Genomic DNA, 25,815 nt, shown 5'->3' on the forward strand with positions numbered 1-25,815 from the left:
TCGAAAAAAAGAAAAATGCCCGCAGGATATGAGTATTTTTAGAAGCAACGGTTGATTACTTGTCCACAGAATCAGCGCGAAATGATAGTATGTAATAAGGACGGAGGCAGCAATCATGGATACAATGAAACTAGTCATTCTTGAAACTAGCGATGTTCACGGAAGCATTTATCCGATCAATTACGCGGATAACAGTTATCGTGAGGTCGGTGTTGGAAAAGTCGCGACACTGATCCGCCGTGAAAGAGCTGCATGCCCGGACTGCCTTTTGGTTGATAACGGAGACATGATTCAGGGAACACCGCTGCTCTATTATTATGCACGTTTTGATCAGCGGCGGCCGAATCCGATGGCGGTGCTCGATAACCGGCTCGGCTACGATTGCGCCGTGTTCGGCAACCATGAATTTAACTTTGGGCGGGAGGCTACGGAACATGCGGTGCATGATTCCAAATTTCCGTGGCTCGCAGCCAATATACTCAACACAAAAACGGGTAAACCCTATTTCGGTAAACCCTATATCATTAAAACTTATGAACCGGGGTTTCGCGTCGCGGTGCTTGGGCTGATCACAAAATACATACCAATCTGGGAAAAGCCGGAAAATATTACAGGCATGTACTTTGCGGATCCCGTCGAAACGGCAAAAGAATGGGTTCCGTATCTGAAGGGCAAGGAGAGAGCAGACATCGTTGTGATTTCTTACCATGGCGGTTTCGAACGTGATCTTGAAACAGGTGAACCGACCGAAATGCTGACTGGAGAGAACCAGGGCTATCAGCTTTGCATGGAGGTGTCCGATCTGGATGTGCTTCTCTCCGGCCATCAGCATCGGAGAATCAGCGGAGCGGAAATCCACGGTGTGACGGTCGTCCAGCCGGGCTGCAATGGGGCCTATTTAGGAAAAGTGACGCTGGATCTGAAAAAAGACGGTGTTCACTGGACGGTGAGCGGGAAAAAATCAGAACTGCTGCCGGTCAACGGAATTGTCGAAGACAGGGAACTGCTCAAGCTGACGGATCACTATGAGAAAGATGCCCAGGACTGGCTTGATCGTCCGCTGGGCAGGATTGACGGTGATATGCTGGTGCGGGATCCGATGGAAGTGCGCATGCAGGAACATCCGCTGATCGAGTTCATCAATCGAATGCAAATGAAGGCTTCAGGGGTGGATATATCGTTAACGGCGCTGTTTAATAATGAATCACCGGGACTCCCGGTGAACGTATCAATGCGCGATATTGTGTCGAATTATATTTATCCGAACACGCTGAAAGTAATCCGCATCAGCGGTGGCGACATGCTTGAAGCGCTTGAACGGTCGGCGTCTTTCTTTAAGCGTTACACAGGTGGTCCCGTTGAAGTCAGCGACACCTTTACGACGCCGAAACCGCAGTACTACAATTATGATATGTGGGAAGGCATTAACTATATGATTGACCTATCGAAACCTGTCGGCAGCCGGATTATAAAACTCGAATACCATGGTGATCCGGTAGCGATGGACGGGCAGTATGATGTGGTAATGAACAACTACCGTTCGAGCGGCGGGGGTGATTACCTCATGTTCCGCAATAAGCCGGTGGTCAAAGATGTCCCGGTTGACGTTACCGAAATCATGGCGAATGAAATCATTGAGAAAAAAGTCATCAAGGCGGAAGTCAACAACAACTGGAAGCTGATCTGCTGATTCCGAGAAGTCCGCATCAAAAAATATGAATTTCAATAAAAATAGAGGTGCAGGAGTTTGAAGCATATTTTAACTAATGACTGGGAACCGTTGCTTGAGCCTGAATTTCATAAAGATTACTACCTGAAGTTGAGAGAATTTCTTAAGCAGGAATACACGACGAAGACCGTCTATCCGGATATGTATGATCTCTTCAATGCGCTGAAGTATACACCATACGAAAAGGTAAAAGTGGTTATTCTCGGCCAGGACCCTTATCACGAACCGGGACAGGCACATGGTCTTAGTTTCTCTGTCAAACCTGGTGTGCCGCAGCCGCCTTCACTCCAGAACATTTTCAAAGAACTGAATGATGACCTTGGCTGTCCAATCCCGCATCATGGCTGTCTGATCGAATGGGCGCAGCAAGGGGTGCTGCTGCTCAACACCGTTTTATCGGTGCGGCGCGGCGCAGCAAACTCGCATAAAGGCATGGGCTGGGAACAGTTTACTGATGCGGTAATCCGCGACCTGAATGAACGCGAAACGCCGATTGTCTTCATTCTCTGGGGGCGCAACGCTCAGGCGAAAGAAGAGCTGATTACTAATGAACGGCATTTTATCATTAAGTCTTCGCATCCGAGTCCTTTTTCAGCACGGTACGGTTTTTTCGGCAGCCATCCGTTTTCACGGGCCAACCGCTATCTGGAGTCAGCAGATGAGGAGCCGATTCATTGGCAGATTTCTGTAGAGGAGCCAAAAGTGCCGCTGAATGAGGGGGCAAACAACAATATCCCGCAGAAAGGGTAAACCCTTTTTACGGGATATTTCATTTATGATGAAAAATTAATGGGCGGCCGTGCGGATAAAAGGTTTGAAGCGCAGTAGAGCGACAGCCAGACCGAACATTCCGAACAGGATCAGAAGCAGGAGATTCACCCAGATGGCGCTCAGGCCAGTGCCCCGGATCATGACGTCCTGAAAGCCTTGCATTGCCCAGTATTGAGGTGTGAAATAGCCGATATTCTGAACGAATGAAGGGAGCAAATCGGACGGGAACCATAATCCTGCAACAATAGCTCCGCCCATCGTGATCAGCTGTGTGATCCCGATTCCCTGATTTTGGCTCCGGACGATCATGGCCAGTCCGAGCCCGAGCCCGGTGCCACAGAATGCCAGACAGACTACAATCAGAGATATAGCGATCGGATTGCCAAGATGAAGTCCATAGAAAAGGCGTCCGACAAGGAGGAGCACAGTACACTGGATCAGGACTGAAACAAAGGGTGGAATCCACATACCGGTCAGGTAGCCTGCTGAACGAAGAGGGGTTCCCTGCAGGCGGGCGATCATACCGGAATCGCGTTCTTTGAAAAATCGCTGGAGCATCGAGATCATAATGAAGAAAACAAACATAACGGTATAACCGGGTACAATCTGAGACATGAAATCAACATGTTTCCCGTTTTCCGTAATCGTCTGAATATGAATCGGCGCGGCTAGCGTTTGTTTGATCTGTGCCGGATTCAACCCGTGGGCACCAAGTGTCTGCGCCAGCTTCTGCTCGCGGTACTGGTTGGACATATTCTGTAAAATGGCCTGAATAGGCGCTGTGGAACTAGCCTGCGCGCCGTCCTGGTAGAAACGGACCGCCACGCCGCCTTTCTGAAGGCCTGTCTCAAAACCTTTGTCGATCACGACGAGAGAGGATAGGCTGCCGTCGCCGATCTTTTTTACCTGTGAGGCAACGGATTGACCGTTCTCCTTTTTAACTGTAAAGCCCTTCAGCCGGCCCATCTGTTTTACTAATGCCTGTGATGCGGCGGTATGGTCAAGATCATGCACATGAATGGTGATGGAAGTCGAACCCGCCTGACTGAAGATCGATCCGAACACGACGATAAAAAGGAGTGGTAAAATAAGCAGAAAAAAAACATTGCCTCTTTCTCTTAGCATCAGTTTGAATTCCTTGAGCATAACATTCTTCATTTTTTAACCCTCCTCAGTCTCTCAAACTTGTTCCGGTTAACGACAGGAATACATCTTCAAGTGACGGTTTCACCATTTCAAGAATTTTAAGTTTTTCTCCGGAATTAGGGCTGTCCAGCAGGCTGCGCATGACGTCAAGCGGTTGATCGGTTTCAAGCACCCAGCCATGGCCGCGCCGGTAACTTTTTTTGATTGCTGCGACGGATCTCGGCTGAAAATTCTCCTGGGTCTCCAGATAGACGGCCTTTTGCGTATGCCGATCAAACAGATCTTCAAGCGAGCCCTGCGCAATTACTTTTCCGTGGTCGATAATGGCAATGTCGTCGCAGAGGGCCTCCACTTCCTCCATATAGTGCGTGGAATAGATGACCGTGACACCGCTGTCCCTAAGATGGCGGATCATATCGAAAATATGATTGCGGGACTGCGGGTCAATGCCGACGGTCGGTTCATCCAAAATCAGCAGTTTAGGCTGATGGAGCAGGGCGCAGGCAATGTTGATCCGCCTTTTCATGCCGCCCGAAAAACTTTTTATCAGATCCTTGGCACGGTCCGATAGGCCGGTTTCCCGGAGCACCGCCTCGATCCGGGTTTTCAACAAAGCCCCTTTAATGCCATAGAGGCCGCCGAAAAAAATGAGATTGTCCATCGCACTCAGCTTGTCATAGAGCGTGATTTCCTGCGGCACGTAGCCGACCTGTTTTTGTACAGCCAGCCGGTTCGCCGCAGCCTCCAGTCCAAACATGCGGACACTGCCGCTGTCTGCGGAAAGAATACCGGTCAGAATTTTCATAGTTGTCGATTTCCCGGCGCCATTTGGCCCGAGTAGGCCGAAGCAGGTGCCTTTGCGAATGGAAAATGACACATGGTCAAGGGCTGTTTTCGAACTGAATGTCTTTGTAAGCTGATCGATTTCGAGAACGTTCTCCATAACTGCCTCCTGTTTTATCAGTGGTTTTCCACTGGATTTGCAAACTTTTTGTGCTGCCGCAAAAGGATAAAATAATAGATGGCGTAGTATGCAAACATGATCAGCAGAAGCCCCGCTGTCCAGGAGCTGCCAATCGCCTGGTTCATATGCTGCGCCGATTCTGACGAGGTGCCCTGTAAAACCCCATTAGAATATAAACCAAATAGTCTAAAAAACAGGCGCCCGATGAACAGCAGACTGACGATGCTGCCGATCAGGACATTCGGCATGTAGTACCAGTGCTCATCCCGCCGTTCAAAACGCGTGACCTTTGAACTGTAAAAGGCTAAAATGGCTCCGGCCGCAATGCCGGCAGCGTCCGAGATCAGACTGACGGGATGGCTGGCACTCACGGCCAGAAATAAGGTACCGACAATCAGAAAGATCACGATCCGTATCTTCATTTTTCGTTCTCGTAACATTTGCCAGCCGATATTCCGGCGGATACGGCGATAAATGCCGTAAAGGATCAGAGCGGCAATGAATACCCAGTAGATGTGAATCATATCGTTTCTCCTTAAAGGTCGATTTTTTGATTTAGAAGCCAGGTGGACAGTAGAAGCAGGAACCCGCTTACGATCCAAGCGCCAGCGATGCTGGCAATGACATCAAAAGTTGACGGAAAAGTTTGCTGAATTGAGCGCAACCAGCCCATTGAGCCTCCAATGCCCCAGCCGATGCCCCAGATCATCCAGAAGAGCGGGATCGCGGGCCGCCATTTCGTATGCTTAAGCGTTCCGTAAAGTATGCCTACGGAAGACGTAAACGGGAAGGCGCAAATATCGATGAGTAGCAGAATCAGCCCGAATTGAGCGAAGGCACCGAATTGGCTGAAAGACAGCTTCGGGCTGATCCATGTTGCATAGGCGCCGAAAGCGAGAATCAGTACATAAACAGCTGCCGCAATCACCGTACCTCGAATGACCACAGCCCAGAATTTAGTCATGATCAGAGTATGGCGCGGGTAGGGCAGTGTCAGCCACCAGCCGACTGTTTCATTGTTCCATTCGCGTGATATTTTTGAAATGCCAAAACCAAAAATGAAAAATGGAATCGACCAGTAGACATACCAGATGTACTTGAGCTGTATCTGATAATTCATACTGAAATAGGTGGCGACAGCGGCAGTGCTGATGACGAAACTTATCGCATAAATAAATCGCCATTGTTTGGTCAGCCGGTCTTTATTTCGCCTCCCTCTGCGAATTAATTCATGCTTGAGAAGAGGCAAAAAAACATGAGGGTTATTCAGTTCCATGATTTTTCCTCCTCCCGGTAGAGTTTTCGCGACAGGGCGTCAATGGAGCCGAACTCCTGACGGAGCGATTCAGCATCCCCGGATAACTTCACACGTCCCTCGTCAAAAAAGACAACATCGTCAAAAAGCCCTTCAGCTTCGTTGATTTCATGGGTGCTGATCAGCAAGGTCTGTTGTTTCTCACTGAGTGCGTCAATCAGGACTTCTATGATATGCTCTCTTGAGCTGCCGTCGATTCCTGAAAAAGGTTCATCGAGAACGATCAGCGGCACATTTCTGGCAACGCAGAGAATCAGCATCAGGCGTGCTTCCTGGCCTTTGGACATGCCGGAAATTTTGATGCCCGACGGGACTCTCATGATCTCAGAAAGCCGCTCCGCTTCCTCACGGTCGAAACCGGGCAGTAAGTGAACAGCCCAGTTGATACTTTGTTTCGCTGTGTAGTCGTTGTACCAGCGTGCACGGTCCGGCAAATAAGCGATCCGGCTGTTCGTGCGCCACCCGGGTTCTTCTCCGAGCACCATGAGCTTTCCGGTGTCAGGCTTTACGAGCCCGGTGATCATCCGGAAAAAAGTGGATTTACCCGCTCCGTTTGCCCCAAGAATGCCAGTCACACGACCTTTTCCGATAGTCAGTGACAGATTATCGATGGCGTGTTTATGGTCATAATTTTTGCTGATTTGTTCAGCGATGATGATCGGCTCCATCATTTTAGCGATGTCCTTTCTCTTGAATGATTTTTGTTAAAAAATTGTGAATATCATTCAGCTCAAGGCCGAGATTGCACATGTTTTCCAGAAAACTCTCGGTGTATTCGGCTGCCAGCCGGTCTTTGAAGTGCTTGATCTGCGTGACGGAACTCGTAACAAACGTCCCCTGACCGCGCCTCTTTTCAGTCAGCCCGTCACGCTCCAGTTCCTGATAGGCATGCATGACGGTATTCGGATTAATCCTGAGTTCGTGGGCCATTTCTCTTACGGAAGGAATTTTCTCTCCCAACCCGATCGCTCCCTTTGCTATTAAACTCCGCATTTGTGCAAGAACTTGTTCGTACAGAGGCTGGCCAAAATCAATTGAGAAGCTGAGCGTGCCAACCTGCCGTTTATCCATTGTGCAACCCTCCAATCGGGCTCCGTGTCCTATATGTTACAAGTGTATTATATCATATGATACACTAAACGCAATGGTGACTTTTTCTCAAAGTGCACAAAAAATGAACGAATCGAGCTTTTATTGATAAAACTTTGTTTTTGTTGATAGTTGAGTGCTTTTTGTCGATACTGATCCGAATTTCATTGATAAGTTCGGGGTCTTTTAATAAAAGAAGGAAGTTCTCTTCTTTTAGTGGGGGGGAACTTCCTTGTGCTTTTGATTAACTATGTTCGAAACCATTGAAAGAGTACCTCAGCATCTTTTTTCTCCAGCTGATGCACTTCATAAGATTGGGGGAGTGACGAGCGTACGGATACATTGCATGAGCAGAGCCCAAATCGCTGCTGGATACGGGAATTTTTCCAGGTAAAGGTTTGTACGTGCTTTTTCAGTGTGATCACGCTTGTTTTGGTGACTAAGCGGTGAGTAAATACAATCCGCTTCCCTTCAAGTCGGAAGCCAGACGAGCGGAATTGGTAATAATACCAGATAGCCGCAACAGGGAGAATCAGCCAGAGCCATTTCCCCCAGACGAAAAACCAGGAGAGGCCTGTGAAAACCGCCGACAAAAATAGCAAAGTTTTAATCAGAGCATAAATGCTGCCGCGCAGAGGTATCCGTCTGCAGGCAATGGGTCCGGCAAATCGCGGAATAATCGTTTCAAGAAAATGCTGAAGTTCTTTCTTGCGAATGACCGGAAAAACGAGGACCGAACCCCTGGCCCCTTTTTCGCTATCGACACTGCCGCTGCATTCTGCGTAAACGGTACACAGGCCAAAAAGCTGCTGCAGTAACTGCTCCTTAATTCGGATCGCCTGCACGCGGTCGGTTTTATAGGTTTCGTCGGAAGTTTCAAGAATGCCTTTGTGCACTTGCCACTGCCCTTCCGTGACCGTCAGTCTGAAATTTCCCCAGCGGATAAAAGTGATCGTGAGGGAGATCAGCCAGAGCACGGCAATTGCAGAGATAATGAACACAATGAGGCTGGCAGGTGGCAGCCGTCTGAAGGAACTGAACGAGCTTTGCAGAAAATTTTCAGGAACCAGATGATCAGCATGAGACCACAGAACCAAAAGCACACCGACAATACCGATGCTGGAAGAGGTCATCGCAGCGGCCAGCAGATCGCGCCCAGACAACCTGAATACCCTTCCCGGAGCACTTTTTGCAACCGGCGTATCTGTTTCATCTGCCGTCTGTGGTTCAGCTTCCGCGCTGTGACCAAGAAGCCTCTTGATCCGGTCTGCTTCCTGAAGTTTCAGCACCGACAGAACCAGATCGCCCTTGCCGGCGCGATCAGCGATATCGAGCTTCAGTTTCACAAGTCCAAACACCTGAAGCAGCACATTAGTCTGAATTTGCACGGACTGAATTCTGGATATCCGGATATAGCGGTCATTGCGAACGAGGACGCCCGACTGAAGATGAAAGTGTCCGCCCGTAATTTCATAGGTTAGGCGGAGCCACTTAAAACAGCCGAATGCAGCAATAACAAACGGGATGATCAGCCAATATCCAAACAGATCCGACAGATGCCTCCGCCCGGCAAATAGACCCATGCCGATGGGCAGAATGAAATAACGGATTGCGGCGATGCATTCAGAAAAAATGGCAAAGAAATGGAGGTGCCTCTTTTCAGATTTCATTGACGGTATTCTCCTTGATTAATTCGGAGATTTGATCACGTAGCGCGATGGCTTCGGTCTCGCTCAGCGCCGGAATTTTATGGGTATTGGCTGCCGTTGTGATTGAAACGGACGTCAGCTGATGTTTGCGCAACAGAGGGCCCTGTTCCGTTTCAACATTCTGAACCCGCGACAATGGAATCACGACCTGGCTAATGATAAAGACACCCTCCTGAATCAGAAGATCCTTCTGCCGTATCACGTAAAAAAAGGTCCGGTAACGGATCGGGGGGACGACAAAAACGGAGAGCACAAGGTGGAGCAGGACGAGTGCTGCCAGTATACCGGTAATCATATGCATGAAAGCAGGCCAGTCAAAGAAAATCGTACAAATAACAATGCCTGCAATAATGAACCAGAAAATCAGGTCCGTCATGATGGCACGCTGGCGCCAAACTGTAACAACTTCGCGGTCAAGATGCCTTTTTCCCAAGAGATCGCTCATTCCTTTGCAAAATAATAACCAAATTATACCATACCTCGGCCGAGCATAGGTTAGCGTGAAGTTGTACGTCTATCCATTGGAATTCATCGTGGACATCTCCTGTTTGAATCCTTTGTAAATCTTCTACTAATTTCCTAGCAAAAACAGGACTAGAACATTCTAATAAAATTGACTTCACTTTATCTGAGTAAGCACTTCTTCCTACGTTTGTTCGTTCTCTATTCAATGACGGGAGCAGTTTTTTCGTCAAAGAGGTGATATTATAAGAAAACAACAAGTTATCTTCTTCTGCTACGCATAATCCATTAACGTAAATTCTGGAACGTTTCCTTTTATTTTCAATAAGAGCTCCATACCTTGTTTCTTCAATTAGCCTTTCCCCTGAATACAATAAAAAGAAATCTTTTGCTGATGGCGGCCTGATTTCGCTGGTTTTACTTACTTTTTCGAGTGAAAGAGCGCCCTGAAGACTGATTTTTGAACCTTCACGCAAAAGATGGCTGTTTTGAAGCGGACTGCCCCCGTTGATCTGATGAAAGAGTTTTGATGGTGCAAAACCGAGTGCTTTTTCGCTAGGATCAGCAGGTTTCGTGCCGAAGAGGATGAAGATGAATAGTAAAAAGTGAAATGGGCGAAGCGCCCCCAGCTTCGAAGACGGTAAAATTCACATCGAAACCATTTCTTAATGGCCAGAAAATGGCTGAACTTGTATCCGTAAGGAATGGAGATCCAGAGATGAAGTGAGCAAGCTGCATCTGGCCTACTGGTGGGGATGCATCGGTGAAAACGATCATTAAGCCCCGATCGCAGCCAAGATGGTAATCATTCCAAAATCTGTGCTCAAGGAAATAGGTTGAATAGGGAAAAAAGATACCGCGCGCGGTATCTTTTTTCCATTATTTGAACCGTGCCCTTCTGAAAGCGAAGGCCGGTCGAGGATTCATCCGATGGAACAGCTTGAGTGGCTTTCCACTCCTCATCCTGTTGATGACCAGTAGGAACGTCAGATAGCTGACAGCGATGCCGACAATGTACCAGAGCGTAGGCGTCATGCCAGCACGATCGAGCGAGAATCCGGTGAAAGCCGGGAATATCGCCGCACCAAGTCCGGACAAGCCTGAGATGATCGGTGTCACAAGATGAGCGCTGTTCGGTATGGAATAGTTTGCGTACACGAGTGTGATTGAATAAAGGCCCGACATCATCAAACCGAGCATGGCAATGAAAAAGTACCCCATCAGCGCATTTTTCAGGACGATGAACAGAACAAGTGACAGAATCGCGCCGCAGATATTTATTAGCAGATATTTGCTATATGTCACCTTGCGGATGATCACACCTGTCAGCGCTCTGCCGATGACCATAGCTGCCCAGAAAATACCGACGCTGATCGATGCATAGTAGGCAATGATGTTCAGATAATGAATAAAAATGGAAGACATAAAATTGTTCAGGCTGCCCTCAAGCCCGCCGTACAAAAAGACGATCAGAGCGAACAAACCGAGAACCGTCCATTTGCGTCCGGGCGTCAACGGATTCTGCTCGGCTGTACCAGAGGCGTCGAGCGGCTCGGAAGCATCTGCAATTTTTTTTGAATAGGCGATCCGCGTCCAAAGACAGGCCAAGATGGCAGCCAGGAACGCGGTGATGATAAACAGATAACGCCAGATGTCCATAGCGATGAATACGCTGGCAAGCAAAGGCATCGTGAACGCACCGAGCCCGAATGATACTTCGAGATAGCTCATAGCGACGGCCTGCCTGCCGATAAAAACTTCAAGAAACATCGTTGCGACAACAATTCCGATCGATGCAGAGCCGACACTGTTAAGAAAATAAAGTGCCATGAACAGAGGAAGCGGCGGCAGCGTCAGAATGCTGAACTGTGCAATGGCAATAATCGTTGCGGAGATCGTCAGCAGCGGTTTTGGCGGGAAGCGGTTATTCAGCCAGGACGAGATGAGTACACCAGCCAGAAATCCCATCGCCCCGATAAAAATCAATTGTCCGCCCACTGTAAAGGAAACATGATAGTAATGCAGCAGCTGCGGCATTACCGAACCTATAGAAATGGAGGTCAGGCCTGTAAGAAAATAAAGTGCACATGATGCAAAAGTAAACTGGCGCGTAATCGGCGCCCCCCTTCCCGATTATTCCGGGGAAAAATAAAGAGGAAACGCCGATACTACGCCCCATGCGCACCTCTCCAATGCCAACTCAGATCATTGTAACAGGAATGATCGTGCGATGAAAGAGGGTTACTGCTCTTTTTTTGCGCTAAGTGGAGGGAATGTTAATTTCACAATTTTCGGCCCCGCTGTGGCTACTTCAGCTTCCCCCGAGAGATGTAGCAGTTTCTCACTTCGATTGTTATAATTAAGTAAAGATAAAAAATATAAGTAGCAGTCCGGAGCCCGCGCGAAGCGGAGTTTCGGACAGCCTTCTAGGAGGATTCTGTATATGGGACAGCCGATCGCATTCCATAAGGCCGAACAATTAAAAGCGAAACCCGATCCGGATCATCTCGGATTCGGTCAATTTTTTACAGATTATATGTTTGAAATGGATTATGCCGCTGACAGGGGCTGGCACGATGCACGGATTGTCCCTTACAGTCCGATCACCTTGGATCCAGCAGCGACCATTTTTCACTATGGACAGGAAGTCTTTGAAGGGCTAAAAGCTTACAAAACTGAAGAAGGGCGCATCCTTCTGTTCCGTCCTGATAAAAATATGAAACGGATGAACCATTCTTGCGCGCGGCTGAATATTCCGTTGATCGATGAGTCATTCGTCATCAAAGCTATTAAGAAACTGGTGGCAGTTGAAAAGGACTGGATTCCGGTGCAGCACGGCCAGTCGCTGTATATCCGTCCGTTTATTATTGGTACCGAACCGTTCCTCGGAGTTCATCCGTCAGGCAATTACAAATTGATCATCATTCTATCCCCGGTCGGATCTTATTTCGGGAAAACGGTCAAGCCAGTTAAAATTTATGTCGAAGATGAATACGTCCGCGCGGTACGGGGTGGTGTAGGGTTCGCCAAAACGAGCGGAAATTATGCGGCGAGCCTTAAAGCGCAGTCGAAGGCGGAAGAATTGGGCTTTGACCAGGTGCTCTGGCTGGATGGCATCGGGCATAAATATATTGAAGAAGTCGGCAGTATGAACATCTTTTTCAAAATTGAAGGAGAAGTCTGGACACCGGAACTGAATGGCAGCATCCTCCCGGGAGTGACACGTGACTCTGTAATCAAACTGCTGAAGGAATGGGGCGTTCCGGTCAAAGAAAAAAAGATTTCAGTCAAAAAGCTGTTCAAAAAAGCGGAAAAACAAAAACTGGAAGAAGTATTCGGCACTGGAACGGCGGCCGTCATTTCGCCGGTCGGATTTTTGAAGTGGGAAGACCGTGTCATCAAAGTAGCTAACGGTGAAACTGGACCGCTTTCCAAAAAACTGTATGAAACACTGACCGGGCTGCAGACCGGTCGGGTGAAAGACAAGCTGGGATGGACTCAGGAAGTGAAAATTGAGAAAGATCCGTCAGAAGAATCGTTTGAAGAACCGGTAGAGGTGTCGGCAGAAGGATCAGTAGAAACAGCACCGGAAGAACCGGTTAAAGAAGCCGTTGATAAGCAGATAACCGAGTAAGCCCGTTTTCAAAAAAACCTTTGCGCGAAAAGATGTGCGCAAAGGTTTTTTTCTTTTATAATGGAAAAAGCAGACGAAGTTTGAAAGGATGAGCAGCATGGAAGACAAAGTGAACGGTCGAGTGCGTTCGATACAGATCAGCGGTATCCGCCGTTTTTTTAATAAAGTGAAGGATTATCCCGGAGCCGTTTCACTGACAATCGGCCAACCTGATTTTCCAACGCCGCAGCACGTCAAAGATGCCGGCAAAGCAGCGATCGACCATAACCATACGGCCTATACGGCCAATGCCGGGCTACTGGAATTGCGGCAGGCGATAGCCGGTTATGTAGCAGAAAAATATGATCTCCATTATGACCCGGAGACCGAAGTAATTACGACGGTTGGTGCAAGCGAGGCGATTGATCTTGCATTCCGGACGATTCTGGAACCGGGCGATGAAGTGATTCTACCCGGCCCGGCATATCCCGGTTACGCCGCACCGATTGTTCTTGCAGGCGGCAAGCCTGTATACGTGGATACGCGGGAGACAGATTTTAAAATGACAGCTCAGCAGATCGCGGAACATCTGACTGAACGAACGAAGGCGGTGGTGATTCCTTATCCGTCCAATCCGACCGGATGCGTGCTTTCTGCCGACGAAGTGGCAGCTATTGCGGAATTGCTTCGGGGCAGGTCTGTTTTTGTGATTTCTGATGAGATATACAGCGAGCTTGTTTACGGGCAGAAACATATCTCCATTGCCTCCTATCCGGGTATGAAGGATAAAACGCTGGTCATCAACGGTCTGTCAAAGTCGCACGCCATGACCGGCTGGCGGATGGGCTATATCCTTGCTGACCGGCCGATCGCTGACCAGTTGATCAAAATCCATCAGTATGGCATTTCCTGCATCACCAGTATCACGCAGTATGCTGCGATTGAGGCGCTGACAGCAGGGAAAAATGATGCAGAACCGATGCGCCGGGAGTACAAAAAGCGTTTGGACTACGTTATCAGAAGGCTGGATGACATGGGCATCGACGTTGTCCGTCCGTCCGGAGCGTTTTACGTTTTCCCTTCGATCCGCAAGTTCGGCCTGACTTCGGAAGACTTCGCATTGAAACTGCTCGATCAGGAGCGGCTGGCGGCAGTTCCAGGCAGCGCATTTTCCTCTTATGGTGAAGGTTATCTAAGGCTTTCCTATGCCTACTCCATGGATGTGCTCAAGGAAGGGCTGGACCGGCTCGAACGTTTTGTCGGTAGTCTGGAAGTCTGACTTTCTGAAAAAAAGCATGAAAAAAGATCAGGGCATAAACTACCCCGATCTTTTTTCATGCCTGTATTTTGTTACTCGATGCTTAGCATATTGCCGTTATTCGGATATTTTGGACCGTGAACTTTGAGTACACCGTTCTGAAAGGAAGCCTGTGTTTTGGCTCGGTCGATTGTATACGGCAGCACAACGAAGCGCTCGGCATGGCCGAACTGCCGCTCATGCGAGTAAGTACCTTTTTCTTTATGTTCCGTTTCTATCTCGACGTCATTTTCAACCGCGATTCTGACTCGGTCCCCAAGTAGCTCGATGTGAATATTTTCGCGCTTCGCTCCGGGCAGATCGGCTTCCACCACCCACTCATCCTTCGTCTCGTAAAGGCGCACAGGGAATCCGCCTGGAAACATCGAATGATTTTCAAAAAAATCATCGATCGATTTCAGAATGCCGCGAAAGGGATCCTGCTGAAAAAAAGAATCGAGATCTTCCATCGGGCTGCGTCTTGCCGGATTGCGTTTCATCGGCTGGCGCGGTTCACGAGAGTCCTGCTCATCCATATTGATTCCTCCTTCTTAAAGCAATCTACTTTAGCATATGAAAAAATATGCAGCTGGTTCGGGCAAATAGACGAATCAGGGTAAAAAGGTACCCGAACAGCAACGCAACATGAAAAAAACAGAGAAGTGATCCGCAAATTTGAAGGACATAACGTGAGGGGACGAGCACTTTGAAGCATTAAAAACTGTCTGCCAGTCAGGCGGTATCGGCCATTATGGACCTGTATAGCTTCAGCATCGGATCACTTTTAATAAAATGCAGGAAAAAGCTGGCTCGCTTGCCGTGAAAGAAAGAAGGTAAAAAACGATATTCGACACGCAGCGGTTGCTATTCGACAAATAAAGTGAGATATCTTAGGCAGCTATCGGGTTTTGATTGAAAGCCGGTGTCAATGCTAAGCGCCGTTCCTGATTCGTGAAAAAGAAGGGATGTACTCTATCCTGTGTTAGAATAAAACTAGTAATCTCGTGAACGGATTTTTAGATGAAGGTGGTTTTAGATCATGCAGGATGCAGCGCTTAAAGTGCTGAAACGTTATTTTGGCTACGATCATTTTCGTAAGGGCCAGGATGAAATCATTGCCCGGTTAATGGCGGGCAGCGATACAGTCGGTATCATGCCGACCGGCGGCGGGAAATCGCTCTGTTACCAAATTCCTGCTCTGCTGCTTCCCGGGACGGTGCTCGTGATTTCACCGCTGATCTCTCTGATGAAGGATCAGGTCGATGCGCTTAAAGAAGCCGGTATTCCGGCAACGTTCATCAACAGCTCACTCTCCTTCAATGAAGGGAGAGAACGGCTCACCGCCGCGGCGTCCGGAAAATATAAGCTCGTTTACATCGCACCGGAACGCCTGGAACTGCCCGATTTTCTGCAGGCACTGCAACGGATGGAAGTTTCATTGGTCGCTGTTGACGAGGCGCATTGCATTTCGCAGTGGGGACATGATTTTCGGCCAAGTTACCGGAAAATAGAGACGATGCTGGCTTATTTTCCCGAACGGCCTGTCGTTGCCGCATTGACGGCGACCGCCACGCCGCGGGTTACAGCCGATATCTGCCGTTTGCTGCAGATTTCTCAAGACAGCGTCGTTGCGACCGGGTTCGCCCGCGACAATCTTTTTTTTCAGGTGATCCGCGGACAGAATCCGGATGCATTTTTAACAGATTATCTGAAAGAGAATAAGGATCAGCCCGGGATCATTTACGCAGCAACACGCAAGGAGGTCGACCGGCTGCACAGCCAGCTTGTCAAGGCAGGGTTTGAGGCGGCCAAATATCATGCCGGCCTTTCGGAAAAGGAGCGGGCGGACAGCCAGGAGCGCTTTCTCTATGATGATGTGTCGGTGCTCGTAGCAACGAACGCATTCGGCATGGGCATCAATAAATCCAATGTGCGTTTTGTCATCCATTACAGTATGCCGCGCAATATTGAAGCCTATTACCAGGAGGCCGGGCGTGCCGGACGCGATGGAGAGAAAAGCGACTGTATCCTGCTTTTTTCTCCTCAGGATATTCGTCTGCAGAAATTTTTCATTGACCAGTCTGACATGGACGAAATATTGAAAAAAGAAGAGTACCACAAACTCGATCAGATGATTGGCTATTGCCATACAGAATCCTGCCTGCAGGGCTACATTCTGCGTTATTTCGGGGAACAGGAACCGCAGCCATGCAACCATTGCGGTAACTGCCTGGATAAGCGGAAAAAGACGGATGTCACCGTGGCTGCTCAAAAAGTGCTGTCATGTGTTAAAAGGCTGCGCGAGCGTTATGGAAAAACGATGGTTGCCAAGGTACTTGCCGGTGCATCTGATCAGAAAATCATCAGTTTCAGGTTAGACCATCTGCCGACATACGGTATTATGAAGGATCAGACCCAGAAACAGATCGGCGATTTCATTGACTTTCTGACAGGCGAGCAGTATCTGGAACCAAGGGGTGGTGCCTATCCGACGCTGGCTCTCGCGCCGCGTGCATTGCCTGTATTAAAGGGAGAAGCGCAGGTTTTCAAGAAAGGAGCGGTGCAGGCGGTGCAGCTTGAGGTTCATAATGAGCTGTTCGAACAGCTGAAACAAGTACGTAAGGAACTCGCGCAAAAAGAATACGTACCGCCTTATATCATCTTTTCCGATCAGTCGCTCCGTGAGATGAGTGCGCGGCTCCCGGCAACCGACCGCGATTTTCTGATGATCAAAGGTGTCGGTCAACAGAAACTGGAAAAGTATGGACGCGCCTTTATGGAAGCTATTGCTGCTTATGAAGTTTCAGCTGTGGCAAAGGAAGGTTGATTTTGCCTTTTAGTTTTCAAAAAAGCTACTGCAATTTAAAATAATAAGAAAAAAGGATTTGAGTGAGATGACATCGGTCCTGATTCCAATACCTGCGCATGATTTTGATCCCACTGAAGTAGTGACACCGTGGCTCCGCCTGAGTGCGGAGGGATTCCGTACTGTTTTTGCGACACCGGAAGGAAAACGTGGCTCTGCCGATCCGTTTTTGCTGAAGGGTGTTATTTTTGGTCGGCTCGGTGCAAAAAAGGCAATCGTGGAGTATTATCACTCACAACTGGAGAAAGATCCGTCCTTTTTAAACCCGATCGCGTATGAAACGATAGCCGCCGCTGACTATGACGGCCTGCTGCTCCCCGGCGGTCACGCAAAGGGGATGAGGCCCTATCTGGAGAGCCGGGTTCTTCAGAAAAAAGTGCTCGATTTCTGGAACGCTGAAAAACCGGTTGCAGCAATCTGCCATGGCACCATTGTCCTGGCACGTACCATCAATTCTGAAACCGGGCATTCCGTTATCTACAAAAAGAAGATGACTAGCCTGACTAAACAGTTGGAGCGTACCGCTTATTACCTTACCGCATGGGCGCGCGGCAGCTATTACCGTACCTACCCGGAATATGTTCAAGATGAGGTTACCAGGCATTTGAAAAACAAGTCCAACTATCAGTCGGGACCTTTTCCGACCCGACCTTTTTATGTAAAAGACGGGCACCTGCTGACGGCGCGCTGGCCGGGCGATGCCGCACTTTTCGCCGATGAATTCGTAAAAATGCTCAATGAAGAACAACTTCTCAAAACGAGGATTTAATGCGGGTGCCAATTGCTGGGATAAGCGAAGTTTCATGGTAAAATAAAATAGAAACCGGCCTGAAAAAAGTGGCTCGCACGCTAGAACAGAGACAGGAGGAATCAGAAATGGGACATGTACTTTTACAAATTCACAGCGGAGTATGGGGAATCATGATTCTGCTGTTTATCCTCAGCCTCGTTTTTTATCGCCAGAAGGGTTGGAGCATGGCGCTGCGGCTTTCCTACCTGATTATGCTCATTACCGGGATATGGATGCTGATCCTGCATCATTTTCCAGCACTTTATGATGTTAAAGGGGTTCTGGCCATCCTGCTGATCGGACTGATGGAAATGGCACTCGGCAGACGCCAGAAACAAAAATCCACAACTCTGATTCTGGTGTTCTCAGCAATCGATCTGATTTTGATTTTGCTGATCGGCTATAAAGTTATTTAATGAAAAAGACCTTTCATCTTTAAAAATGAAAGGCCTTTTTCAGTTCATGCACAATTTTTTGCTTTTTACACACTCAGCTCCTGCAGCACTCCGGACGATTTAATCCGTTCCGCTGCTTCACGAAGACGATTTTCCGGTTCCAGCAATCCGGCGCGGACATACTGGTCGCCGTTCCGCCCGAATCCGATACCTGGTGCCATAGCGACATGTGCACGTTCGATCAGCACGCTGACAAACGTTTCGGATGTGTAGCCTTTTGGCACTTTGAACCAACAGAAGAACGAGCCCCTTGGTGCCTGGACATCCCAGCCGATCGCGCGCAGGCTTTCCACAAGCACATTCCGCCTTTTTTCGTAAAGTGCACACAAATTTCGCACGGATTCCTGCGACTCGAGCAGAGCAGCCGCGCCGGCGTCTTGAACGGCGCCGAAAACATCGCTGTGTGCGATGTCGTGGAATTTGCCGAGTGTCTGTATGATTGAAGCATTGCCGGCGGCGAAGCCCAGCCGCCAGCCTGCCATGTTGTAGGTTTTGGAAAAGGTATAGATTTCAATACCCTGTTCCTTTGCTCCGGGAGTCTGGAGGAAGCTGCGCGGCCGGACGCCGTCGAATCCGAAGGCTGCATAGGCAAAGTCATGTACAACAGGCAGCTGATTGGCGCGGGCAAAGCGGACAGTGTCTGCAAAGAATCTTTCAGTTGCTATGGCGCCTGTCGGGTTGTTTGGGTAGTTCAACATCAGCAACTTGGCCTGATCCAGAACTTCTCGCGGAATCTCGTGATAATCGGGCAGAAATCCATCTTCAGCACATACCGGCATGCCGTAAACTTTGGCGTAGGCCAGTGACGGACAAACAAAATACATCGGATAGCCAGGATCCGTCGTAATCATCACATCACCGGGATTGAGCAGCGCCTGCGGCAGAGCGGCAATCGCTACCGTGGCTCCGGCAAAAACAGTAATTTCCGTCTCCGGATCAAGTGTTACTCCGTACTCACGCCGGTAAAACATGGCGATCGCTTCTTTTAAATTTTGCTTGCCGCCGTAGGGTGGGTATCCCTGATTCTCGGGAAGGCGTGACGCATGATCAAGTGCGCGGACAATGGTATCCGGCGTCGGTTGGTCCGGACTTCCTTTTTCCAGATGGATCAAATCAATTCCGCTCTTGACAATTGCATCGATGCGCCGGTCAACATCGGCAAAGTAATTTCCAGGCATCGACTGAAGCAGCCTGGAAGAATTAAAGTCATTCACTATACGAACCTCCATTTCTTCAGTGCCGGGCGATGAACCTAAGTCGGGAACGCATCGCTTTTCCCCTTTTGGCCTCGCGCATACAATTTGATTTTAATCATTTTATGCCCACATGGCAAAAGCGCAACAAGACCGAATCAGTAATGATCAAATAAGTTGGATTCAACCCGCTCAGATCGATTTTTTTCATTTCTGTTCTGTTTTTTTCAGATTCGGTTCTACTCTTGAATTTCGGTAGAGTCTGGCACCCAACGCCCGCCCGGCGAATAGGATGGGATAAGAAGCCTATTTTTTAGAGTCGAAAAGCGTACGTCCGTAAAAAGAGGCGGGCGGGGGAGGGTGGGACTATGTTTGTCTATGTTGTAAAATCCGGGGATTCTTTGTTTGGCGTCAGCCAAAAATTTGATGTACCTGTAGATACATTACGATCTGTAAACGGCCTATCGGCGACTAACGTTGTGATTGGGCAGGCGCTGCTTGTACCGGGAAGCATCTATACCGTGCAGGCCGGAGACAGTTTCTGGACCATTTCACGGGCGGCTCATGTGCCGCTGAGAGCATTGATGCAGGCCAATCCGGGGATCAGTCCGGAGAACCTGAAACCAGGTATGAGGCTGAATCTGCCGTCGATCGAACGGCGTATAGCCTCTCACTTCAGTTATACCCAGCTAAGGACACCGGCGGTAGATCAAGCGGCCATCTCGGATAATGCCCCATACTTATCTTATATTGCTTTATTTGAAACGCATTTTAACTGGAACGGTGATCTGAGCCCACTCGATGACAGTGCGGGCGTACTTGCAGCCTGGCGCGGGCGTGTGACGCCAATTCTGGCGATAACGAATTTAACAGAATCGGGGTTCAATGCTGCTTTGGTGCAGCATGTGTTGAATACGCCAGATGTTCAGACACTGCTGATCGACAATATGATTAACCGGGCAACTTCACGGGGCTATGGTGGCATCAATATTGATTTTGAAGGGGTGCTCGCTTCTGACCGCGAGGCGTTCGTTGCATTTCTTCAGGCGATAAAGACGAGGGCTCAGGCTGCAAATCTCAATTTAAGTATTGCTGTGCCGGCAAAAACGGATGATACGGTACCGTGGGTTCGCGGCTATGATTATGAGTCGATTGGTGCCATCGTTGATCAATTTTTTATTATGGCTTATGACTGGCATCACGCTGGCAGTGAGCCGGGGGCGACAGCCCCGCTTGCCGATGTTATGGCAACGATGAACTATGCGACCAGCTTGATGGATCGAAATAAAATTATTATGGGGACGCCTTTTTATGGCTATGATTGGGTGATTCCATACTCCAGTGGGACGCCGGGCCGGGCGATCACAAACCAGGCGGCTGTGGATCTTGCAATGAGTGAGCAAGTGCCGATCAATTTCTCAGAAGCGGATCAGGCTGCTTATTTTTACTATACGGACGACGGCGGCCAAAATCATGTCGTCTGGTTTGAAGATACGCGCAGTTTGTTTGCCAAAACACGAATTGTGTATAATGAACGGTTAGGCGGCATCGGCACCTGGCAGCTGAACTTCGCAATGCCTCAATATCCGTGGGTATTCACCCATTACTTGCAGATTCGTAAAGTCTGATCTGCATCGTCGGGTTCGCATATTACGTGAATTTGCCTGTATTTCGTGCTATGTTTGTTAGGGAAAAGTAAACCGAACAGGCATGAAAGTGAGTGAAGTTCATGGAAGAAAAAGTAATCGGTTTTATCGGAACAGGTGTTATGGGCAAAGGCATGATCCGCAATTTAATGAAGGCGGGCTACGCTCTCCAGGTCTATAACCGGACCAAAAGCAAAGCAGGTGAGCTGGTGGCTGAAGGTGCGGCCTGGAAAGAAAGTCCGGCAGCCGCTGCGGAAGGCGCGGACGTGGTCATCACCATGGTCGGTTACCCGAAAGATGTCGAATCCGTTTACTTTGATAATGGGATTCTGGATCATGCACCGAAGGGAGCGTATCTCATTGATATGACCACCTCTTCACCTCAGCTTGCGGAGAAAATCAGTGCTGCTGCCGAAGAAAAGGGGCTCCATGCCCTCGACGCGCCAGTTTCCGGCGGTGACGTCGGCGCGGAGAACGGCACGCTGTCGATCATGATCGGTGGCAAGAAGGAAGATGCCGAGACGCTGGCCGCTGTCTTCCAGACAATAGGAAAAAAGATTGTCTATCAGGGCAAGGCGGGATCCGGTCAGCATACGAAAATGGCGAACCAGATTGCGATCGCTTCAAACATGATTGGCGTCGCTGAAGCGCTGGCTTATGCAAGACACGCGGGTCTTGACACGGACAAAGTGATGGAAAGTATTGAAACCGGTGCGGCCGGAAGCTGGTCGTTGACCAATCTTGGCCGGCGGATGCTGAAAGGTGATTTTGAGCCGGGTTTTTATATTAAGCATCTGATTAAGGATGAACGGATCGCACTTGAATCGGCCAGGACCATGGGGCTTGAAACGCCGGGACTGTCATTGTCCAAGAAAATATACGATGAATTGGCTGATGCGGGTGAAGAAAACAGCGGAACACAGGCTATTTATAAAAAATATCAGCAGGATTAACTGATCTTGTTGTTATTCCTGATCAAACAGAAAACCGTCGTCCGTTATTAGACTTGATAAAATAGCAGCAGCGGTTTTTTTATTTTTATGCCGCATCTGTCATCAGAAGCCATGCGTTCATTACATGCCCATGACAGGGAAAACGTTAATTGTTCGAAAAAAATCGTTCATTAAGAGATGCTGCAATAAATAATAAAGTTATGCCTGATCGTTGAGGAGGCTAATCAATGAAATTTTTTATTGCTGTAGGCGCTATTCTTGCTTTTCTTTCCGTCGCATTCGGTGCATTTGGCGCACACGCCCTCAAGGAACGTCTCGGTGAACATTATTTATCTATTTACCAGACAGGTGTCCAGTATCAGATGTTCCATAGCGTGGGGCTGATTTTGATCGGTCTTTTGGCGTTAACGGCTTTCCAGGGCTCAGTCGGACTCCTTCACTGGGCAGGCTGGCTGATGATTGCCGGCATCGTCTTTTTTTCCGGAAGCCTTTATGCACTAAGTATCAGCAGAATCGATTTTCTGGGAATCATTACACCATTCGGCGGGGTTGCCTTCCTGCTCAGTTGGATTCTTGTCGCAGCGGCAGTGATCAAAGGTTGACCAATCTGTGGTGAGATGAACGAGTTGCAGATCTGCGGAAATTTGAATAATGAAAGAGGACTTTTTGCTATTGGTGAAGGGTCCTTTTTTTACGATACACCGTTTCCGATCACTTGCTTCGCGATGGCAACAAACTGTTTCGCAGCGGGTGATGGATGGGTGGAGGTAGCAAGCCCGATCGTCCGATAACTGTCCTTTTCGAGGGGAATGGCTTTCAGCGGTGTGATGTTTCCTGGAATGACCAGCTCTGGTAGAATGCTGATGCCGAGGTGATGGGAGACCATTGCCAAAATAGCATTTTCCTCCATCAATTCAAAGCGGATTTTGGGATGAACGCCGTTCTCGGCCAGAATCCGCTTGACCTCATGGTAGCCGCCGAATGCCGGCATAATAAACGGCTCTTGCTCCATCTGGCTGAATGAGATGCAGGTCTGATTGTACAGCACACTTTTCGGAGATACAATGCAGAGAATCCGGTCTCTGATCAGCGGCGTCACCGTCAATTGATCAGAATGATATTTATTGACAAAGCCGCAGTCCAGTTTACCGCTGATGACCTGTTCTTCAATTTCCTCATAATTTCCTTCCGTCAGCCGGATTTGTAATTCCGGACACTTTTTATCCATCACCTGGATAATCTGCGGCAGCAGGTGCCGGGATACGCTGGTAAATACTCCAATGCAGAGCGACCCTCCAGTCACACCGAGAATCGATGCGGCTTCCTGATGAAGTTTTTCATCAGACCGCACGATGCGCTGGATGGATGGAAGAAGCTGCATACCTTCCCGGGTCAGACTGATCCCGGAACGATGCCTGCTAATCAACCGGAAACCAAATTCTTCTTCAAGGCCGGCTACTGCATGGCTGACTGCAGATTGCGTCAGACCGAGCTGATCGGCCGCCTTTGTAAAACTTTTCACTTCATCTACTTTGACAAGGACTTGATATTTTATCAGGCTCATAACCCGCCTCTTTCTTCATGAAAATATTTCATACTAATAATTATAAAGATTCATTTTATTAATGCAAAAATAAATAATATACTGATCTGTGGAATAATAATGGATTGGAAGAGATGTAACGATGGGCCATCAAAAGGCAGATTTAATGCTGATTGCAGTCACAGTATTCTGGGGTTCGTCTTATTTGTTTATGAAAACCGGACTTGAAACATTGGGGATTTTTAATTTGACTGCACTTCGATTTTTGGTTGCATTTGTGATCACTGCCGTTCTTTTTGGCCGGAGACTGCGTCACACAGACAAAAGGACCCTTTTTTATGCACTGATTCTGGGCGTGGTTCTTCTCGCAGTTTTTGCGTCAATCATGGCCGGCATGAAAACAACGCCCGCCTCAAAAGCCGGATTTCTCGTCAGCCTGACTGTCGTTTTTGTGCCGTTGTTGAATTCACTCTTATTTCGGTTTAAACCTGAACTGAAAATGATCGTCGGAGTGGCTCTTTCTTTGATCGGCATTGGTCTTCTCACCTGGAATGGCCGGTTGGCTCCCGAATCAGGAGATCTATACTGCGTGCTGGGTGCGCTGGCCAATGCTGTATATATTATTTTGGCGGACCGTTTCACGAAGCGGGTGAACTCGGTCGCGTTAAGCATCTGGCAGATGGGATTCACAGGCATTCTGGCTCTTCTTATTTCAATGATTATTGAAGTTCCCCGCATTCCGGACACGATGGGATCGTGGATTTCCGTTCTCGGACTGGGCATTCTTTGCAGTGCGGCCGGCTATATGATGCAGACCGTTGCTCAGAAGTATACTACATCGACCCATGCCGGATTGATCTTTACTCTTGAGCCCGTATTTGCAGCGCTTTTTGCTTATATTTTTACAGGAGAGACCCTTTCTATGCGTGGTTACGCAGGCGCGGGACTTGTTTTGATCAGCATTATCATCATGGAAATCAATTTCAGAAAAATATCTGTTTCTTATTTTTTTCCCTCAAAGTCGATACTCCGTTTTATGAAAATCACACATTTTTTAAAAAAATTCAGAGATAGAAAGATAGTTAGGTAACATAAAATTTTTTCAAAACAAAAAGCCGGACGAAAAGTGCCGGCTTGCCAAATATTGCTAAGGGATAGCCCCGCTAATTTTTCTAATGCATTATGGCCTTCCGCCCGGCTGCGGCGGCGCGAATGGGTAACTGTAATTCATCGGCCCTTCGAAAGTGACGTAATTGACGAATACCATCGGGATCAGAAAACGGGTGATCGAATTCTCGTCTTTAATAATCACATGGTCGCGCCCCGCAGCTTCGACGGTTCCGGTAAACACTTTGGCGTTCCATTCTTTGTTACCTTCAAATGTACAATACACTGAAGCTTTTTTCCCAAGATTGAGTCTTAAAATGTTTTCAATATAAGACTGTTCGACAAGAACCGGTGCGGTTGGGATCTGGGGCTGGCCAGGTGCTCCAGTGGGCGGCACGGGCATTGTCTGTGCCGGAAACGGAAAGGGAAGCGTTTGAGGCGGCGGAGCAGGCGTTCCGGCAGGCGTTGTGAACTGCCCCTGAAAAGGGAAAGACCCGGTACCTGTCTGCTGAGGTTGCGACATTTGTCGGAAAGCGTCGTTTTCCCCCTGGCCATTTTGCGAATTGAACGAAGCGCCATACGGCCAATTTTCTGGTGGAAATTGCGTACTCATCTGAATCACTCCTCGTAGATCATGCTATAAATTTCACGGATCCGCGGTCTTCTAATAAACATCGGGACATTCGGCCGCTGTTGGGGAAAAGAAGCAATGTGCCTTATAGCGGCCGGAGTTCCACTGGTTAAACCATTGGGGCGGACAGGCGCCCGGCGGCTGAAAAAACCAGAGCGAATTGGTCGCGGGATTGAAACGTGCACCGTTCAGCACACGCCGGGCGAGCCGTCTATCCTGAGACCGGGCCGCCTGATAGAAGTAACCTTTTTGCGTGGCTTCAAATCCACCCGGGCTTTGAAAGACCATCTGTTGAACATCTGTGATATTGCGAAAATCCAGGCAATTACCGAGTACACGGTTGACTCCGACATTGCCGACGAGCAACATGCCGAGCTGGCCATCGCCTTCAGCTTCAGCCCGCATCAGTCGGGCCAGCAGTGAAACATCGCTTGATGAAAACTGAATAGCAGGCATGGATGCGCAAGCCTCCTCTTTTGAATAATATGCAGGCTTATTTGATATCTGAATTAATTTTAACGGACGATACATGTATA

General features: G+C 48.6%; 26 protein-coding genes. 11 read left to right on the forward strand and 15 right to left on the reverse strand.

Translation table 11 applies throughout. The features are described 5' to 3' along the window. Nucleotides 1-115: 115 nt before the first annotated feature. Together COP04_RS03670 and COP04_RS03675 are read left to right on the forward strand one after the other, a co-directional pair. A complete protein-coding gene (locus COP04_RS03670; RefSeq protein WP_100486744.1) occupies nt 116-1,690 on the forward strand; it encodes a bifunctional metallophosphatase/5'-nucleotidase in 1,575 nt (524 codons plus the stop codon). A 57-nt stretch (nt 1,691-1,747) separates the two neighbouring features. Continuing rightward, nucleotides 1,748-2,479 (forward strand): uracil-DNA glycosylase, encoded by a 732-nt coding sequence (locus COP04_RS03675; RefSeq protein ID WP_100486745.1) that lies wholly within the window; start codon nt 1,748-1,750, stop codon nt 2,477-2,479. Between the two features lie 36 nt (nt 2,480-2,515). Here COP04_RS03675 and COP04_RS03680 read toward each other — a convergent pair whose 3' ends face one another. The 10 genes from COP04_RS03680 to COP04_RS03725 all read right to left on the reverse strand — a co-directional run bounded on the left by COP04_RS03680 (nt 2,516) and on the right by COP04_RS03725 (nt 11,300). Beyond that, nucleotides 2,516-3,658, reverse strand: a complete 1,143-nt coding sequence (locus COP04_RS03680; protein ID WP_100486746.1) for an ABC transporter permease — start codon at nt 3,656-3,658, stop codon at nt 2,516-2,518. A gap of 13 nt (nt 3,659-3,671) precedes the next feature. Continuing rightward, nucleotides 3,672-4,589: an ABC transporter ATP-binding protein gene (locus COP04_RS03685; RefSeq protein ID WP_100486747.1), complete on the reverse strand. Its 918-nt coding sequence runs from the start codon at nt 4,587-4,589 to the stop codon at nt 3,672-3,674. A 17-nt stretch (nt 4,590-4,606) separates the two neighbouring features. After that, on the reverse strand, nt 4,607-5,134 hold the full coding sequence (locus COP04_RS03690) for a CcdC protein domain-containing protein (protein WP_100486748.1): 528 nt from the start codon (nt 5,132-5,134) through the stop codon (nt 4,607-4,609). Nucleotides 5,135-5,145: 11 nt separating this feature from the next. Then, complete coding sequence (locus tag COP04_RS03695) at nt 5,146-5,886, reverse strand: ABC transporter permease subunit (protein ID WP_100486749.1); 741 nt, start codon at nt 5,884-5,886, stop codon at nt 5,146-5,148. Next, on the reverse strand, nt 5,877-6,596 hold the full coding sequence (locus COP04_RS03700; RefSeq protein ID WP_100486750.1) for an ABC transporter ATP-binding protein: 720 nt from the start codon (nt 6,594-6,596) through the stop codon (nt 5,877-5,879). Before COP04_RS03700 ends, COP04_RS03695 begins: the two co-directional genes overlap by 10 nt. Nucleotide 6,597: 1 nt before the next feature. After that, nucleotides 6,598-6,996, reverse strand: coding sequence for a GntR family transcriptional regulator (locus tag COP04_RS03705; protein ID WP_100486751.1), 399 nt, complete (start codon nt 6,994-6,996; stop codon nt 6,598-6,600). Nucleotides 6,997-7,262: 266 nt separating this feature from the next. Beyond that, nucleotides 7,263-8,684 carry a PH domain-containing protein gene (locus COP04_RS03710; protein WP_100486752.1) on the reverse strand — a complete coding sequence of 474 codons (1,422 nt, stop codon included), beginning with the start codon at nt 8,682-8,684 and terminating at the stop codon, nt 7,263-7,265. Then, a complete protein-coding gene (locus tag COP04_RS03715) occupies nt 8,674-9,156 on the reverse strand; it encodes a PH domain-containing protein (RefSeq protein ID WP_100486753.1) in 483 nt (160 codons plus the stop codon). Before COP04_RS03715 ends, COP04_RS03710 begins: the two co-directional genes overlap by 11 nt. Then, a complete protein-coding gene (locus COP04_RS03720) occupies nt 9,137-9,661 on the reverse strand; it encodes a hypothetical protein (RefSeq protein ID WP_239984751.1) in 525 nt (174 codons plus the stop codon). Before COP04_RS03720 ends, COP04_RS03715 begins: the two co-directional genes overlap by 20 nt. Nucleotides 9,662-10,064: 403 nt before the next feature. After that, on the reverse strand, nt 10,065-11,300 hold the full coding sequence (locus COP04_RS03725) for an MFS transporter (RefSeq protein WP_275656873.1): 1,236 nt from the start codon (nt 11,298-11,300) through the stop codon (nt 10,065-10,067). 328 nt (nt 11,301-11,628) lie between these two features. Between COP04_RS03725 and COP04_RS03730 the strand changes: the two genes are divergently transcribed. After that, nucleotides 11,629-12,819, forward strand: coding sequence for a branched-chain amino acid aminotransferase (locus COP04_RS03730; protein WP_100486755.1), 1,191 nt, complete (start codon nt 11,629-11,631; stop codon nt 12,817-12,819). Between the two features lie 97 nt (nt 12,820-12,916). Further along, complete coding sequence (locus COP04_RS03735; RefSeq protein ID WP_100486756.1) at nt 12,917-14,077, forward strand: aminotransferase A; 1,161 nt, start codon at nt 12,917-12,919, stop codon at nt 14,075-14,077. 71 nt (nt 14,078-14,148) lie between these two features. Here COP04_RS03735 and COP04_RS03740 read toward each other — a convergent pair whose 3' ends face one another. After that, nucleotides 14,149-14,631 carry an Hsp20/alpha crystallin family protein gene (locus COP04_RS03740; protein WP_100486757.1) on the reverse strand — a complete coding sequence of 161 codons (483 nt, stop codon included), beginning with the start codon at nt 14,629-14,631 and terminating at the stop codon, nt 14,149-14,151. A 503-nt stretch (nt 14,632-15,134) separates the two neighbouring features. Between COP04_RS03740 and recQ the strand changes: the two genes are divergently transcribed. From recQ to COP04_RS03755, 3 genes are all read left to right on the forward strand, one after another. Beyond that, on the forward strand, nt 15,135-16,922 hold the full coding sequence (gene recQ / locus COP04_RS03745; RefSeq protein WP_100486758.1) for a DNA helicase RecQ: 1,788 nt from the start codon (nt 15,135-15,137) through the stop codon (nt 16,920-16,922). 67 nt (nt 16,923-16,989) lie between these two features. Then, nucleotides 16,990-17,730 (forward strand): type 1 glutamine amidotransferase domain-containing protein, encoded by a 741-nt coding sequence (locus COP04_RS03750; RefSeq protein WP_100486759.1) that lies wholly within the window; start codon nt 16,990-16,992, stop codon nt 17,728-17,730. Nucleotides 17,731-17,837: 107 nt separating this feature from the next. Next, a complete protein-coding gene (locus COP04_RS03755; protein ID WP_100486760.1) occupies nt 17,838-18,167 on the forward strand; it encodes a DUF1516 family protein in 330 nt (109 codons plus the stop codon). 65 nt (nt 18,168-18,232) lie between these two features. On the opposite strand, the gene COP04_RS03760 is transcribed toward COP04_RS03755, so the two are convergent. Then, nucleotides 18,233-19,420: an aminotransferase class I/II-fold pyridoxal phosphate-dependent enzyme gene (locus COP04_RS03760; RefSeq protein ID WP_100486761.1), complete on the reverse strand. Its 1,188-nt coding sequence runs from the start codon at nt 19,418-19,420 to the stop codon at nt 18,233-18,235. Nucleotides 19,421-19,767: 347 nt separating this feature from the next. On the opposite strand from COP04_RS03760, the gene COP04_RS03765 reads away from it, so the two are divergent. From COP04_RS03765 to COP04_RS03775, 3 genes are all read left to right on the forward strand, one after another. Beyond that, the gene (locus tag COP04_RS03765) at nt 19,768-21,027 is read left to right on the forward strand and encodes a glycosyl hydrolase family 18 protein (RefSeq protein WP_100486762.1); all 1,260 of its coding nucleotides are present in this window, start codon (nt 19,768-19,770) and stop codon (nt 21,025-21,027) included. Between the two features lie 101 nt (nt 21,028-21,128). Next, nucleotides 21,129-21,998: an NAD(P)-dependent oxidoreductase gene (locus COP04_RS03770; protein WP_100486763.1), complete on the forward strand. Its 870-nt coding sequence runs from the start codon at nt 21,129-21,131 to the stop codon at nt 21,996-21,998. Between the two features lie 227 nt (nt 21,999-22,225). Beyond that, nucleotides 22,226-22,600 (forward strand): DUF423 domain-containing protein, encoded by a 375-nt coding sequence (locus tag COP04_RS03775; RefSeq protein ID WP_100486764.1) that lies wholly within the window; start codon nt 22,226-22,228, stop codon nt 22,598-22,600. An 89-nt stretch (nt 22,601-22,689) separates the two neighbouring features. Here the strand turns inward: COP04_RS03775 and COP04_RS03780 are convergent, their stop codons facing one another. Then, a complete protein-coding gene (locus tag COP04_RS03780; protein WP_100486765.1) occupies nt 22,690-23,562 on the reverse strand; it encodes a LysR family transcriptional regulator in 873 nt (290 codons plus the stop codon). 121 nt (nt 23,563-23,683) lie between these two features. Between COP04_RS03780 and COP04_RS03785 the strand changes: the two genes are divergently transcribed. Continuing rightward, nucleotides 23,684-24,631, forward strand: a complete 948-nt coding sequence (locus COP04_RS03785) for a DMT family transporter (RefSeq protein ID WP_100486766.1) — start codon at nt 23,684-23,686, stop codon at nt 24,629-24,631. A gap of 90 nt (nt 24,632-24,721) precedes the next feature. On the opposite strand, the gene gerQ is transcribed toward COP04_RS03785, so the two are convergent. Further along, on the reverse strand, nt 24,722-25,261 hold the full coding sequence (gerQ, locus tag COP04_RS03790; RefSeq protein WP_100486767.1) for a spore coat protein GerQ: 540 nt from the start codon (nt 25,259-25,261) through the stop codon (nt 24,722-24,724). A 51-nt stretch (nt 25,262-25,312) separates the two neighbouring features. Beyond that, nucleotides 25,313-25,735: a cell wall hydrolase gene (locus tag COP04_RS03795; protein WP_100486768.1), complete on the reverse strand. Its 423-nt coding sequence runs from the start codon at nt 25,733-25,735 to the stop codon at nt 25,313-25,315. Nucleotides 25,736-25,815: the final 80 nt, after the last annotated feature.

Origin of the sequence: Sporolactobacillus pectinivorans (assembly GCF_002802965.1) — a bacterium.
GTDB classification, from domain to species: domain Bacteria; phylum Bacillota; class Bacilli; order Bacillales; family Sporolactobacillaceae; genus Sporolactobacillus; species Sporolactobacillus pectinivorans.